14 protein-coding genes and 2 pseudogenes are annotated in these 13985 nt (G+C 61.0%); 3 read left to right on the top strand and 13 right to left on the bottom strand.

The genetic code is table 11. The features are described 5' to 3' along the window. Positions 1–384 precede the first annotated feature (384 nt). From QZ648_RS15835 to QZ648_RS15820, 5 genes are all read right to left on the bottom strand, one after another. Positions 385–816: a DUF4351 domain-containing protein gene (locus QZ648_RS15835; protein ID WP_291997631.1), complete on the bottom strand. Its 432-nt coding sequence runs from the start codon at positions 814–816 to the stop codon at positions 385–387. A gap of 15 nt (positions 817–831) precedes the next feature. After that, positions 832–972 carry a hypothetical protein gene (locus QZ648_RS15830; RefSeq protein WP_291997630.1) on the bottom strand — a complete coding sequence of 47 codons (141 nt, stop codon included), beginning with the start codon at positions 970–972 and terminating at the stop codon, positions 832–834. A gap of 245 nt (positions 973–1217) precedes the next feature. After that, positions 1218–1331, bottom strand: a complete 114-nt coding sequence (locus tag QZ648_RS25065; protein WP_366144167.1) for a hypothetical protein — start codon at positions 1329–1331, stop codon at positions 1218–1220. A gap of 357 nt (positions 1332–1688) precedes the next feature. Then, positions 1689–2099: a hypothetical protein gene (locus tag QZ648_RS25060; protein WP_366144165.1), complete on the bottom strand. Its 411-nt coding sequence runs from the start codon at positions 2097–2099 to the stop codon at positions 1689–1691. Positions 2100–2869: 770 nt separating this feature from the next. After that, a complete protein-coding gene (locus QZ648_RS15820; protein WP_291997629.1) occupies positions 2870–3190 on the bottom strand; it encodes a DUF4351 domain-containing protein in 321 nt (106 codons plus the stop codon). 294 nt (positions 3191–3484) lie between these two features. Here QZ648_RS15820 and QZ648_RS15815 point away from each other — a divergent pair. Beyond that, positions 3485–3734 (top strand): annotated as a pseudogene (locus QZ648_RS15815) (type II toxin-antitoxin system prevent-host-death family antitoxin). Next, the gene (locus QZ648_RS15810) at positions 3731–4117 is read left to right on the top strand and encodes a type II toxin-antitoxin system VapC family toxin (RefSeq protein ID WP_291997628.1); all 387 of its coding nucleotides are present in this window, start codon (positions 3731–3733) and stop codon (positions 4115–4117) included. Before QZ648_RS15815 ends, QZ648_RS15810 begins: the two are co-directional and overlap by 4 nt. A gap of 535 nt (positions 4118–4652) precedes the next feature. On the opposite strand, the gene QZ648_RS15805 is transcribed toward QZ648_RS15810, so the two are convergent. After that, positions 4653–5153 carry a DUF4351 domain-containing protein gene (locus QZ648_RS15805; protein ID WP_291997627.1) on the bottom strand — a complete coding sequence of 167 codons (501 nt, stop codon included), beginning with the start codon at positions 5151–5153 and terminating at the stop codon, positions 4653–4655. A 311-nt stretch (positions 5154–5464) separates the two neighbouring features. Next, complete coding sequence (locus tag QZ648_RS15800) at positions 5465–6487, bottom strand: DUF4351 domain-containing protein (protein ID WP_291997626.1); 1023 nt, start codon at positions 6485–6487, stop codon at positions 5465–5467. Between the two features lie 187 nt (positions 6488–6674). Here QZ648_RS15800 and QZ648_RS15795 point away from each other — a divergent pair. Then, positions 6675–6921, top strand: a pseudogene (locus tag QZ648_RS15795) (prevent-host-death protein). A 206-nt stretch (positions 6922–7127) separates the two neighbouring features. Here QZ648_RS15795 and QZ648_RS15790 read toward each other — a convergent pair. The 6 genes from QZ648_RS15790 to QZ648_RS15765 form a co-directional block, all read right to left on the bottom strand. Further along, positions 7128–7283 (bottom strand): hypothetical protein, encoded by a 156-nt coding sequence (locus QZ648_RS15790; RefSeq protein WP_291997625.1) that lies wholly within the window; start codon positions 7281–7283, stop codon positions 7128–7130. Between the two features lie 305 nt (positions 7284–7588). After that, positions 7589–7876: a hypothetical protein gene (locus QZ648_RS15785; RefSeq protein ID WP_169067476.1), complete on the bottom strand. Its 288-nt coding sequence runs from the start codon at positions 7874–7876 to the stop codon at positions 7589–7591. Positions 7877–8112: 236 nt separating this feature from the next. Continuing rightward, complete coding sequence (locus tag QZ648_RS15780; RefSeq protein WP_169067475.1) at positions 8113–8316, bottom strand: SlyX family protein; 204 nt, start codon at positions 8314–8316, stop codon at positions 8113–8115. A gap of 587 nt (positions 8317–8903) precedes the next feature. Continuing rightward, a complete protein-coding gene (locus QZ648_RS15775) occupies positions 8904–11192 on the bottom strand; it encodes a metallophosphoesterase (protein WP_291997624.1) in 2289 nt (762 codons plus the stop codon). Positions 11193–11310: 118 nt separating this feature from the next. Continuing rightward, positions 11311–12573, bottom strand: a complete 1263-nt coding sequence (locus QZ648_RS15770; RefSeq protein ID WP_291997623.1) for an inorganic phosphate transporter — start codon at positions 12571–12573, stop codon at positions 11311–11313. Between the two features lie 108 nt (positions 12574–12681). Then, on the bottom strand, positions 12682–13362 hold the full coding sequence (locus QZ648_RS15765; protein WP_291997622.1) for a TIGR00153 family protein: 681 nt from the start codon (positions 13360–13362) through the stop codon (positions 12682–12684). Positions 13363–13985 lie beyond the last annotated feature (623 nt).

The following is a 13985-nucleotide window of genomic DNA, read 5'->3' as shown; positions in this document are numbered from 1 at the left end:
GCCGCCCGCGGCAGTTGGTTCATTGCGAGGAGGCGGCCGACGCGGCCGTACGTCATTGCGATGAGCGCATCCGACGCGGCACGTACGTCATTGCGAGGAGGCGCAGGCCGACGCGGCAATCCAGTTCCATCCTCTCACTAGTTGCCGCCGCATTGGCCTATTGACGACGCGAAAAGCCAAACCTCTGGATTGCCGCGTCGGCTTCGCCTCCTCGCAATGACGGCGAAGGGAGCTGGGGAACGCTACGACGTTCGTAGTGGCGACGCCAACTGCAATCACCCCACTGCGTCACCACCATCGCGAGGGCCATTGGCATTGGCCATTGGCCATTGGCCAGTGCCCGTGCCCGTGCGCCAGCCCGTCAATGTGGCAGGAATTTGCCGCTCAGTCCCGATCGAAGACTTCGTCCAGCGATTTGGCGTCAAGAATCTTGAGCGCCCAGCTTTCGAGCTGCTCAACTGTGGCGCCGGCCAGTCGATCGCGGACGGCATCCGGCAAAGTGCCGAAGCGTCGGGCGAGCAGGCTCTGCAAGAGGGTAGCCTCCCCTTCCTGCCGGCCTTCCTGCCGGCCTTCCTGCCGACCTTCCTGCCGACCTTCCTGCCGACCTTCCTGCCGACCTTGCAACAATCCTTTTTCGATGCCGAAGCGTTCGGCAGAGGTAACGTAGGGCATGGTGACCTTTCTTTCCAATGTGTAGACCTCGTGCATCAGCCGCTTTTCCAGTTCGGTCGGCAGGCGCATCAACCAGTCGATGACGCTGAACAGGTCAATGATGCGCTGTTTGTCCCACTTCCGTTCGTAGAGTAGCTTGGCCAAGCGTCATTTGGCGGCCTAGCGTTGGTCCGGGTCACCATTTTTCTGGCGGGCGAACAGGTGCGCCGCGGTGACCAGGGCGACGACGTTGGTCATTGCGAGGAGGCGCAGCCAACGTGGCAAGTTGGTCATTGCGAGGAGGCGCAGCCGACGCGGCAATCCAGTTCCATCCTCTCACTATTTGCCGCCGCATTGGCCTATTGACGACGCGAAAAGCCAAACCTCTGGATTGCCACGTCGGCTTCGCCTCCTCGCAATGACGGCGAAGGGAGCTGGGGAACGCTACGGCGTTCGTAGTGGCGACGCCAGCTGCAATCACCCCGCTGCGTCACCGCCATCGCGAGGGCCATTGGCCAGTGCCCTTGCCCGTGCGCCAAGCCCGGCATGTGGCAGGAATTTGCCACTCAGTCCCGATCGAAGACTTCGTCCAGCGATTTGGCGTCAAGAATCTTGAGCGCCCAGCTTTCGAGCTGCTCAACTGTGGCGCCGGCCAGTCGAGCGCGGACGGCATCCGGCAAAGTGCCGAAGCGTCGGGCGAGCAGGCTCTGCAGAGGGTAGCCCTCCCTTCCTGCCGACCTTCCTGCCGACCTTGCAACAATCCTTTTTCGATGCCGAAGCGTTCGGCAGAGGTAACGTAGGGCATGGTGACCTTCCTTTCCAATGTGTAGACCTCGTGCATCAGCCGCTTTTCCAGTTCAGTCGGGCAGGCGCATCAACCAGTCGATGACGCTGAACAGGTCAATGATGCGCTGTTTGTCCCACTTCGTTCGTAGAGTAGCTTGGCCAGCGCCATTTTGCCGCATAGCGTTGCTCGGGTCACCTTTTGTCTGGCGGGTGAAAGGTGCGCCGCGGTGACCAGGGCGAAGGGGTTGGGATCAGTCAGGAGGGCTTCGGCCTGGGTCGGCGTAGTCGAGAATCTTGACCGTCGGGAAGCGGATGCCGACTTCACAGCCAAATAGCTGGTAGCCGAAGTGGGTGGGTTTCCAGTCTTCGCCTTCGTCCGCGAGCACCGCGAGACTGGCGACCGGGCGACGATAGCGATCATAGAGGCGGTAATTATAGGTGAACAGGCGTTCGGGAAAATTGGCGTCGCGCTGGCCCTGGACTTCGACGTGGATGTAGACCCATTGTTCGCCTCCGTCCCGCGTCGCCACCTGCACCAGGCGGTCCACCAGGCGTTTGCCGAGTTCGGCGTCCTGGACGATCTGGGCGAGTTCCTGGTCGAGGAAGACGTGCGCTTGCTGCCAGTCGATCTCGGCGTGCGCCGACGGGAAGTAGAAGGCCATGAAACTCGGGGAAGTAGCGCGTGATCGCGTCTTTCCACGGGGTGTCGTAGTCGTCGTTGGCTGAAGTCTGGTTTTCCATGGCTGTGCCTTGTCACCTGTTCCGCGCAGGAAGATCACGATACCGCGCGCGGGAAGCCGGTGGGTGAAAATCGACTCGTCGGGAATGGGGAATGGGGAATTCGGCGCCACACCAGTTCGCATGCCATTGCGAAGAGGCGCAGCCGACATGGCAATCCCGTTCAATCCTCTCACTATTTCCCGCCGCATCGGGTTCTTGACAACGCGAAAAGCCAAACCTCTGGATTGCCGCGTCGGCTGCGCCTCCTCGCAATGACGGTGGGCGGAGCTGCTGGCGGACAGTCGCATCAGGAATGCAGCACTACACACTACGGCAACGTGACTTTGCGCGGCGAGGTTGTAGATTTCGTCGGGCTGCAGTGGAGGGGCTTTGTTTGGATCTGGATACTGACTGTCAGCTTGTGGGTAGTCACGAGCGGAGGCGTTGGGATGCGCCGTGACATCTATCTCAGTGCGCGTGATCGGGTGATGGTGCGTTGCCGGGAAAGATCCGCACCTTGGGTGGGCGCCGGCGGTGGTGCTCGGCGTTCGGCAGCGCGCCTGCCAACATGCAGGAGCCCGATTTATCGGACGATAGGCGGCTGGCTGATCGCGGGCGCTTCGACAACACGATAGCTCGTCATCGCCCGATGAGTCGTGCTCTTACATCGCCGCGAGGACGAGCGGGGGTTACCCATTGCACAAGAAAATGATCAGTCTTTGAAGACGTTTTCCAGGGTGGCGGCATCCAGGATGTTGTCGGTCCAGCGTTCAAGCTGTTCCAGCGTGGCGCTCCTGAGCCGCTGCCGGGTAGCTTCGCTGAGGGGGCCGAAGCGGCGGGTAAGTAGCCGTTCGAGCACCTTTTCTTCGCCTTGCTGGATGCCTTGCTGGATGCCTTGCTGGATGCCGCGTTCGGTGGCACGGCGTTCGACGCTGGTGACGTAGGGCATTTTGCGCTCTCCTTCAATTTGTTCGATATCTTGCCACAGCTTATCTTCCAGGCCTTCCGGCAGGCGCATCATCCAGTCGAGCACGGCAAAGAGGTCGAGGATGCGCTGGCGCTCCCAGCGATGGAACTGGATTGCCGCGTCGGCTGCGCCTCCTCGCAATGACGGCGGGGGCGGCGGGGGCGGCGGGGAGTTGCTCAAGGGCCGGCGGGTGGCGAGAGCTGGCGAGCTTGCGACGGGCTTTGCTGTCCCCGTGCTCGCGCAACTGCGCCTGGCCGGCACAGTCAGTGGCACGCATGCGAGCAGGTCTCCCGTCGTCAGCCGGAGTAAGATAGCACTCTGGCCAGACCAGACTAACCGAATCGTACATTGGAGGCGACGATGCAAACCGTGAATATGCTCGAGGCGAAGTCCAACTTGTCACGCCTGGTGGAAGCGATCGAACAGGGGAAGGAACGCGAGATCGTCATTGCCCGGAACGGCCGGCCCGCTGCACGCCTGGTGCCGATCGCGGAGCAAGCGCCCGAGCGACGCATCGGCGGTCGCCAAGGGGGCTTTCGAGGTTCCCGATAGCATCGACGGCAGCAATGAAGACGTCGCTCGTTTGTTTCTGGGGCGGCACGGATCTTGAGGCTGCTGCTCGACACCCACGTCGCCTTGTGGGCCATCACCGATCATCCAGGCTTGTCGGCGAAAGCCAGAGAATTGATCCTCGCTCCCGCCAGCACGATCTGGGTCAGCGCCGTGACGGTATGGGAAATCAGCATCAAATCGAGTCTGGGCCGAGGTGACATGCCGGTTTCCGGAAAGCGTGCTCTGGAGCACTTTCGCCAGGCGGGATACCGACTGCTTGCCGTCGAGCCGGAACATGCAGCGGCAGTGGAGGAGCTTCCCGGGCACCACCAGGACCCCTTTGACCGGCTGCTGGTGGCGCAAGCGCTGAGCGAAGGCATGCGCCTGCTCACTCACGACAGCAGGGTCGCTCGCTACGGGGACGCGGTTGTTTGCGTCTGATCTGGCGGCGACTTCACGCCCTCATCGGCACAGCCGCGGGCGTCGCGACGCGGCCGTCCAAGGAAGGGGTACCCGGGGTAGGCTTGCACGCAGTAGGGACTTATGAATCCCGGCCACGGCGAGGGGTTTCGCGCCACTGCCAGGCTTGCTAAGCGCCTCGTCGGGAATGGCGAATAAGGGAAATGCAGGGAATGCGGGGAATGCGGGGAATGCGGCGCCACATCAGCCGGCACGTACGTCATTGCGAGGAGGCGCAGCCGACGCGGCAATCCAGTTCCATCCTCTCACTATTTGCCGCCGCATTGGCCTATTGACGACGCGAAAAGCCAAACCTCTGGATTGCCACGTCGGCTGCGCCTCCTCGCAATGACGGCGAAGGGAGCTGGGGAACGCTACGACGTTCGTAGTGGCGACGCCAGCTGCAATCACCCCGCTGCGTCACCGCCATCGCGAGGGCCATTGGCATTGGCCATTGGCCATTGGCCAGTGCCCGTGCCCGTGCGCCAAGCCCGGCAATGTGGCAGGAATTTGCCGCTCAGTCCCGATCGAAGACTTCGTCCAGCGATTTGGCGTCAAGAATCTTGAGCGCCCAGCTTTCGAGCTGCTCAACTGTGGCGCCGGCCAGTCGGGCGCGGACGGCATCCGGCAAAGTGCCGAAGCGTCGGGCGAGTTGGCTCTGCAGGAGGGCAGACTCCCCTTCCTGCCGACCTTCCTGCCGACCTTCCTGCCGACCTTCCTGCCGACCTTGCAACAATCCTTTTTCGATGCCGAAGCGTTCGGCAGAGGTAACGTAGGGCATGGTGACCTTCCTTTCCAATGTGTAGACCTCGTGCATCAGCCGCTTTTCCAGTTCGGTCGGCAGGCGCATCAGCCAGTCGATGACGCTGAATAGGTCAACGATGCGCTGTTTGTCCCACTTCCGTTCGTAGAGCAGCTTGGCCAAGCGCCATTTTGCCGCATAGCGTTGCTCGGGGTCACCTTTTGTCTGGCGGTTGAACAGGTGCGCCGCGGTGACCAGGGCGACGACGTTGGTCATTGCGAGGAGGCGCTGTGACGTGGCAAGTTGGTCATTGCGAGGAGGCGCAGCCGACGCGGCAATCCAGTTCCATCCTCTCACTATTTGCCGCCGCATTGGCCTCTTGACAACGCGAAAAGCCAAACCCCTGGATTGCCGCGTCGGCTTCGCCTCCTCGCAATGACGGCGAAGGGGGCTGGGAAACGCTATGTTTGTAGTGGCGACGCCAACTGCAATCACCCCGCTGCGTCACCGCCATCGCGAGGGCCATTACCATTGGCCAGTGCCCTTGCCCGTGCGCCAAGCCCGGCAATGTGGCAGGAATTCGCCGCTCAGTCCCGATCGAAGACTTCGTCCAGCGATTTGGCGTCAAAAATCCTGAGCGCCCAGCTTTCGAGCTGCTCAACTGTGGCGCCGGCCAGTCGGGCGCGGACGGCATCCGGCAAAGTGCCGAAGCGTCGGGCGAGTTGGCTCTGCAGGAGGGCAGACTCCCCTTCCTGCCGACCTTCCTGCCGACCTTCCTGCCGACCTTCCTGCCGACCTTCCTGCCGACCTTCCTGCCGGCCTTCCTGCCGACCTTGCAACAATCCTTTTTCGATGCCGAAGCGTTCGGCAGAGGTAACGTAGGGCATGGTGACCTTCCTTTCCAATGTGTAGACCTCGTGCATCAGCCGCTTTTCCAGTTCAGTCGGCAGGCGCATCAACCAGTCGATGACGCTGAACAGGTCAATGATGCGCTGTTTGTCCCACTTCCGTTCGTAGAGTAGCTTGGCCAAGCGCCATTTTGCCGCATAGCGTTGCTCGGGGTCACCTTTTGTCTGGCGGGTGAACAGGTGCGCCGCGGTGACCAGGGCGAAGGGGTTGGGATCAGCCAGGAGGGCTTCGGCCTGGTCGGCGTAGTCAAGAATCTTGACCGTCGGGAAGCGGATGCCGACTTCACAGCCAAATAGCTGGTAGCCGAAGTGGGTGGGTTTCCAGTCTTCGCCTTCGTCCGCGAGCACCGCGAGACTGGCGACCGGGCGACGATAGCGATCATAGAGGCGGTAATTATAGGTGAACAGGCGCTCGGGAAAATTGGCGTCGCGCTGGCCCTGGACTTCGACGTGGATGTAGACCCATTGTTCGCCTCCGTCCCGCGTCGCCACCTGCACCAGACGGTCCACCAGGCGTTTGCCGAGTTCGGCGTCCTGGACGATCTGGGCGAGCTCCTGGTCGAGGAAGACGTGCGCTTGCTGCCAGTCGATCTCGGCGTGCGCCGACGGGAAGTAGAAGGCCATGAACTCGGGGAAGTAGCGCGTGATCGCGTCTTTCCACGGGGTGTCGTAGTCGTCGTTGGCTGAGGTCTGGTTTTCCATGGCTGTGCCTTGTCACCTGTTCTGCGCAGGAAGGTCACGATACCGCGCGCGGGAATCCGGTGGGTGAAAATCGACATCGCAGACTTCGACCCTGAGTGAATGCCATCGACACATCAGGAGCCCTCGCTGGCGATCTCCGCATTCGGGAATAGACCGCAATCGACCAGCCGTCTGGCAGGCTGATCGAGTGGCAGAAATCGGGGGCGATATCGTGAGCCTAGGCGGGCGCCTGGTGGAAGCGATAGAACAGGGGAAGGAACACGAGATGGCCATTGCCAGGAACGGCCGGCCGGCTGCGCACCGGGTTCCGATCGCCGAGCAACCGCCCGAGCGACGCATCGGCGTCGCCAAGGGGGCTTGCGACGTTCCAGAGAACATCGAAAACCAGTAATGACGAGGTGGCTCGGCTATTTCTGCAGGTGCCCGAATCTTGAGGCGGCTGCTCGACACCCACGTCGCCTCGTGGGCCAGCACCGATCATCCCGGCGAAGCGATCCTCGCTCCCGCCAGCGCGATCGGGGCAGTGCCGTGACGGTATGGGAAATCAGCATCAAATCCAGCCTGTGCCGAGGTGAGGTGAGCCCGGCCGCCTGCAAACCGGCCAGGAACTCCAGGCAGGCGCTGATCTTCGCCGTCCCCGTCAGGGGGACCACACCAGGTGTTCGCAAACCGTCGCTGCCAACTCCTTGCGTGCCAATCCCGGCAGCCACGCGACCGTCGCGCAGAGCTCGGCAATCTGCGTAGCGCTGAACACGCGACCACAGTGCACCCATTCCCCCGCACTCGTTGCAAGCATCGCAAAACCTCCGGCTGCAGCGCCGATTGATTACGCTCCACCTATCCTGCCAGAAGTCCGCGCGGCGGTTTAGCCCCCCCTTGCGCGAAGGTTTTTTCTTGCGACGCACCGCCGGGCCTTGGAAATACGGGGCGGCAGCGTTCATGTTTCAGGGCTGCTTGCGCAGCCTCTCAGTGTCGGCTGTGCGAATAGCCGCCAAGAAAAAAAAAGTCCGCCGAAGCGGGTCTTTCTTTCGTCCTCACACCAGCCTTGCTCAGCGCTCGGTAGACGGCCAGCACGGGCTTGAGCGTGGCAAGAACGGGCGGCTAGTGCTCTGCCCGAAGGCTGGCGGCAAAGGAGGTTTCCAGATTTGCCGGGAACTCGAAGCGGGCGAAGGCGTTGTGGATGTCGGCGTCGTTGACGCCGCTGCTGCTGGCGTCCTGAAAGCGAATCCCCAATTGGCGGCCATTGGCAGCCAGCGTAGCGAACGCGAAACGCCAGCGCTGGGCTTCTGCGAGGCGCTCACGCAACTCACGCTCGTTGCTGATTTCAACCCCAGCCTCTTTCAGTGAATCCAGGAACTGGTCAAAAGACTCGTTGCTTACGCTGCCCATTTTGTTCTCTCTCCTGTAGAAGGTTCGTTCTTGCTTCCTGTCCATGCAGCGCATAACGCTTGCGTCGAAGTGCGGTTGACACGAATCAACAAGAAACCGGCCATCTCACGGGCACAGCAGCGCTCGGGTAGGGATAGAACGGCAGCAGCAAGTTCTGGCAAGGCCTTCTCGGCCCTCAAAAAACGGGACAGGCAAGCCTCGGACACCTGCTGGCAAGCCGGAAGAGCAGCTTTCAATCAGTAGTGCGGCGGGATTTCCTGGTCCGCACCGCGCTTCTCGACAGCAGGCGGAGCCTCCTGTATTTGCCGGTAAAGGTGGCGCAACTGCTGCTGCAAGAGATCGATCTGCTGCTGCTGTCGATAGACAGTCAGGTTCAGCGCCTCGACCAGCTCTTCGGTAAGGTTTAGCCGTACTTCCAGCTCGGCAAGGCGATGTTCCAAGTTTGACTCCGCTGATTCTGTGGGCCCGGACGGGTAGTTGACAAACGATTAGGCGATTGCCGGAAAAGAACGTACCAGATTGCGCCGGATTTTCGGTCGACTTCAAGGCGCGACAACAGGCGCATAGTCGAACTATGTAACGCTTGTCGCAACACGGAAGACGGGCGAAAAGACAAGCAAGATGCCAGGCATTTGACAGAAATCGCCTTAGCCCTTCGCGGCACGCATGGCCAGCCAGAGAGGCGGCTCTACACCACTGACTAGCAGTGTAGTGTTGCACGCAGCCTGGAACCTATAAATTCTGGCTACCGCGTGGGCTTCTCGCCCCTGTCAGGCTTGCTGAAAGCCTCGTCGTGAATGGTGAATGGTGAATGGTGAATGCGGCGCTACCAGCAGCCCCAACGTCATTGCGAGGAGGCGCAGCCGACGTGGCAATCCAGTTCCAACCTCTCACTATTTTCCGTCGCATTGACATCGTGAGCACGCAAAAAGCAAAACCTCTGGATTGCCGCGTCGGCTTCGCCTCCTCGCAATGACGGAGGGTGGGAGATGCTTGCCGAAAGTCTCATCAAGAATGCAACGCTACACTAGGTACCGCGCCGCCATCGTTTGGCAACGGCTTGCGGCTTTACTGCTGCTTCCTGATCTGAGCCGTCAGGCGCGACCTTGGCATCGTTGGCATCGTTGGCCTCATTGGCCTCGGTCGTTTCGGCGGCCTTCCTGAATGCCATGGCGTTCAGGATCGGGGTCAATTCGTCCACCGGATAGGTCAATGGCACCATGACCTCCCCGACGAGGGTGAACACGCCGACCTGTTGGGGGTTGGCACTGAAGAGTACATGGTGATTGTCAATACCATCGACATTCAGCCACAGGGTGTCCTCACGGTCCATTGGCGTGTGGCCGACGATGAAGGGAGTCTCCCGGTCAAGGTTCAGGTTTTTTCTGAAGCGCTTGACATCGCGCCGGCTGTAGCCTTGCGGTCGACTGGCCTTTTGCAAACGGTTGTTGATCAGTTCGAGGATGAGTTCGGGTCGCTGGTAGAGCTGCACCAGGATTCTTTTGCTGACCTTGCTCTTTGGCGCAGCGGCATGGCAGGCGAAAAAATCCGGGGACATGACCACGTAGGGCAACAGGCGGTAAAAGTCGCCCATGGCCCTTTGATAGACCGCGCCGCGCAGTTCGCTCAGCTCCCTGGCCCACAGCAGGCCTTGCGGAACCCCATCCTTGGCCAGTTCCTCTGAAAACGAATCATGGTTGCCGCGGACGTAGAACACCTGCTCCGGAAAACGCAGCTTGAGGCGAAAGATGAGGTCCATCAGGATCATCGAGCTTTCCATCGCCCGCAGCTGACCGTCGACCTCGCAATGCACGGCATCGCCGAGAATCACCAGGGCGCCAGTTCCATCCTCCAGCGCTTCCAGGAACGCGTTCTGGGTCAAGACAGTGAGCAGGTTATCGATCTGCGCATGCATGTCGGCGATCACAATCGGAATCAAGCCGCGCGGCAGCACGAGCAATCCGCCAGGCAAGCCTCTATCGTCCCTGGCCCGATAGACCTCGTTGTGCATCAGCCGATTGACCTCATTGATGAGGTCCAGCGCCTCGTCCCGAGGCACCAGGGTGATCGGCCCGCCGAAGATCGTGCGCAAGCGCTGCAACCTGTTCATGCGCAGCGCCCTGGCTTTGTCGAGCATCGGCGCTATCGGGATACCCTGGTCCAGCAACCGGCTACGCTTGCGCAGCCGCCGCAAGCGCTTCAGGCGGACCACTTGCGGCTGCTCGACGATCGGCGCGATGGTCGTACCGGCGTCGCTGAGGTTGCGGAATACCAAACCGTCGCGGCCGTGGATCAAGGCCAGATGATGCCCATCAACAGGTTCCGGGTAGTCGAAGATTGCTTGCTGGATGCGGTCGTCGGAACCGAGGACCAGCCAGTTCTTGGGGCTCAAACGCAGAAACCCACCAATCTGGCGGAAGTGGGTGGCGGGGTCGACAAGGACGAAACTGCCGACCTTGATCGCCTCGCCCAAGTGGTTGATGCGCGTCTCGGGGTAGAGTCGAAGGCGTTTGTCATCCAGACCCAGGGTGATTTCGATGGGCAGACCGTCGAGCGTCACGCGGACTTTGCTGTCTCCCAGGCGATAGGCACCGCGCAAGCGGAGGTGACGGCCGACGCCGAAGCCCAATCGCGCCGAGGCTGCCTTCAGGCGGGCCAGCAGGTTCGCCAAGGTGAAGCGTCGACGCCTGGGACTTGCCGCGGCGGGAACTCCCGAGGGATCGACAAACCGTTGCGGCGCGCTTTCCAGCGCCTCGCGTACGTAGACGTTGAAGCCCTTGCGGTGCAGGTACTCGGCCACCTGGCGGAAGGCTTCGATCTGTGCCGTACAGATCTGCAGGCTGAGCCGAGCGTCTACCGGATGCGTACTGTGCCGTGCGCGTTCGCTGCGGCGCTGAAAAACCAGCTCTGCCGGAGGCAGCAGAAAATCAAAAATATAGCGTCGATACCAGTCGACGGAGAGGAAGAAGAGTTGCCGGGGCGGCAGTGCGATGCGCGCCAGGTCGACCGTCGGCAAGGGATCGCAGTCGAGAAACGCAGCATCGTAGACCGACACCGCGTCGGCCAGTCCGAGCATCGGCAGCCCCAGATGAATCTCGCGCGGCCGGATGGAAAGCAGTTCGGAGCGCCACCAGTACTTGCGGCTGATGTCGAGGTAGCCTTCCTCGGACCAACCGCCGAGACGGCGGATCATGGTGCTCTTGCCGGCGCCGGGAGGGCCGGTCACCAGGATCTGGCGAAAACGGACATCGCTGGGGAAAGCGACTCCCTTGAAGTGCTGCAAGGACTCTACGGGCTGTATAGGCAGATCCGGCATCAATCAGCGCTCGAAAGGCAAGGATCAGGAGTGGAAAGAGACAAGTATCCAGGACGAAAAACGAACAGGCGGCGCCCCAAAAGGAAGGGAGCGCCGCCGGGAGTGTTTCGTCGTTAGGCTAGACGAAAATGGCCCTCATGACGTAGAAAATGAGCGCCGCCAGGATCGCCCCGACGGGCACGGTGATGAACCACGAGAGAATGATGCCGCCGATGACGCGCAGGTCGAGGGCGCCAATTCCACGCGCCAGGCCCACTCCCATCACGGCACCCACCGCGATATGGGTGGTCGACACCGGCAAGCCAAGACCCGAAGCCAGCACGACCACGAACGAAGCGGCGATGGTCGCGCAGTAACCGCGAGTCGGCGTCAGTTCGGTAATCTTGTTGCCGATGGTGGCCATGACCTTGTAGCCGTAAGTCGCCAGACCGACGACGATGCCGATACCACCGATGAACAGCATGAAGGGCGTCACCGCTGACTTCGCCGATACCGCCTTGGTCTCGATCAGCTGAATCACGGCGGCCATCGGGCCGATGCCGTTGGCAACGTCATTAGACCCGTGCGCAAAGGCCATGGCCGCGCCGGTGAACACCATCAGCGGAATGAACAGTTTCTCGACGCTGGCGTAGTGGAAGTCCTTGTCCGCACGTTCGTCGGTCTTGATGCGGTTCATCATGTACCTGGCGACGCCGGCCAGGACAACCCCGATGATCACCGCGAGGATCTGCCCCTCGACGTCACTGAGATTGATCTTGATGTGCTTGAGGCCTTTGGTGATGGTCACCAGCGACACCAGCCAGCCAACCAGGAATGCATAGAACGGTCCCCACTTGCGCGCCTGGCCGATCGGGTCTTCGGTGTTGAGAATCAGCTTGCGGATGCTGAGCGTCAGCAGCAAGGCGAAAAAGCCGCCGAGCACCGGGGAAACGAACCAGCTGGCGACGATCTCGCCGAGTTTGCTCCATTGCACGGCGTCCGTGCCAATTGCCGCGACACCAACGCCGACGACGGCACCGATGATGGTATGCGTGGTGGACACCGGCCATCCACGCATGGTGGCCAACATCAACCAGATACCAGCGGCCAGCAGCGCGGACAACATGCCCATGACCAGCAATTCCGGCACCGGCTCGAAGGCCTTGCCATCGATGATCCCCTTCGAAATCGTCGACGCGACACCGCCCCCGGCCAGATAGGCGCCGGCGAACTCCATGATCGCGGCGATGATGATTGCCTGCTTGACGGTCAGGGCGCCGGAACCGACCGAGGTGCCCATGGCGTTGGCGACGTCGTTGGCGCCGATACCCCAGGTCATGTAGAGGCCGAAACCGAAGGCCATGATTAAGAAGATAGTCTGATGCTGCTCAATAATTTCCATTGAATAACCTTAACTGTAGAGTTTGCCAGTTGACCACGCGCCCTGAATCCCCGCATCGGGAAGGCTGGTCTGACTGAGTGGCTTGCGCACGCGCTCGACCTTCTATGGTCAGCGAGCGATCAGCAGACGGAGGCGGTCACCGACCTTCTCGGCGTTGTCAGCGAGATTGCCAACCCACTGGATCAGCTGGTACCAGAACATCACCGACACCGGTTTGATATTGTCTTCCTGAGCGAAAAGAACAGCGCTGAGCGCAATCCCCATCAGGTCGGTATCGCTTTCCATCTGGCCCAGTTCGAGGACCATCGCGTTGACCCGGTCGACGTCACGGCCGCGGAAACCCGTTTCCAGGAGTTCGTCCAGTTCCTCGATGACCTTGTGCGCCTGCTCGCAGGTCTCGACGCAACGGTTCACGAAGCGCATTAGCGGCTCGGCCATGTCCGGCGGAACTTCCATATTGCGTTCGACCAGCAGGCCAGCGATATCCTGAGCGGTATCGGCAATCGAATCCTGCATCGCCAGCAGTTCCAGCAGGTCGCGCCGGTCAACCGCCAACAGCATGCTCTTCGGCAAATGGTCGCGAAGGTCGTTCTTCAGCGCGTCTGCCTCACCCTCCTTGACGAAGATCTTGTCTTTCTGCGCTTCGACCTGCGCCGCGTCCTGCGCAATTACGGCTTTGAACAGGCCAGGCACTTCTGCCACGCACTCGCAGACGATGCGCATGTGTTGCTGCATTGGCTTGAACGGCGACTTACCGAACAAAGCTGCAATCGGGTTGGTGGATAACATTTGTCCTCCGGTGTGGTTGTGAAAATAAGACGAAAAAAACACTACACAGCTCGGTTTTCGGCGCACACGAAAACAGTTACCCCTCCCCCCGTGAAGCGCCTCTCCGCGCCTCTGAACTCTGAACTCTGAACTCTGAACTCTGAACTCTGAACTCTGAACTCTGAACTCTGGGCAAATTGTAGTCCTAAATACCTCAAAAAGGGCAGGTGTCAAGGGGCGTTTCGGACGCAAGTACCAGAAATTTCAACTTTTTTTGATCAAACGCAAGTCGGGCGATTTAGCGACAGACAAGCGCCGAGCGCACAGTACGGCGGCACGGATGACATGCAAGACGGCCATCAACGCAGCTGCGAAGTGAGCGGTGTGTCATACTCGGCGGGCGCCGCATGGCGACATGCACGAAACGTGCGAAAGAGCCGCCACTTGCCGGCGAGGCGGGGCGAAAAGAGGATTTTTGCGGACGAATCTCGCACCTTTCCGACAGCCCGTCGAATCGCCCACCAGAAGCGCCGAATGCGGAACAGATCATTGACAGGCCGTGGACGCGAGCTCGTCTGGCTCACCGGCCGCGCTGCAAGACGGCCACAGCCGCTCAGAGCCAGCGACCAGCGAACTGCCGGCCG

The organism is Candidatus Accumulibacter sp. ACC012 (assembly GCF_907163155.1).
Lineage (GTDB): Bacteria > Pseudomonadota > Gammaproteobacteria > Burkholderiales > Rhodocyclaceae > Accumulibacter > Accumulibacter delftensis.
This window is presented reverse-complemented; position numbering and strand designations above follow the sequence as displayed.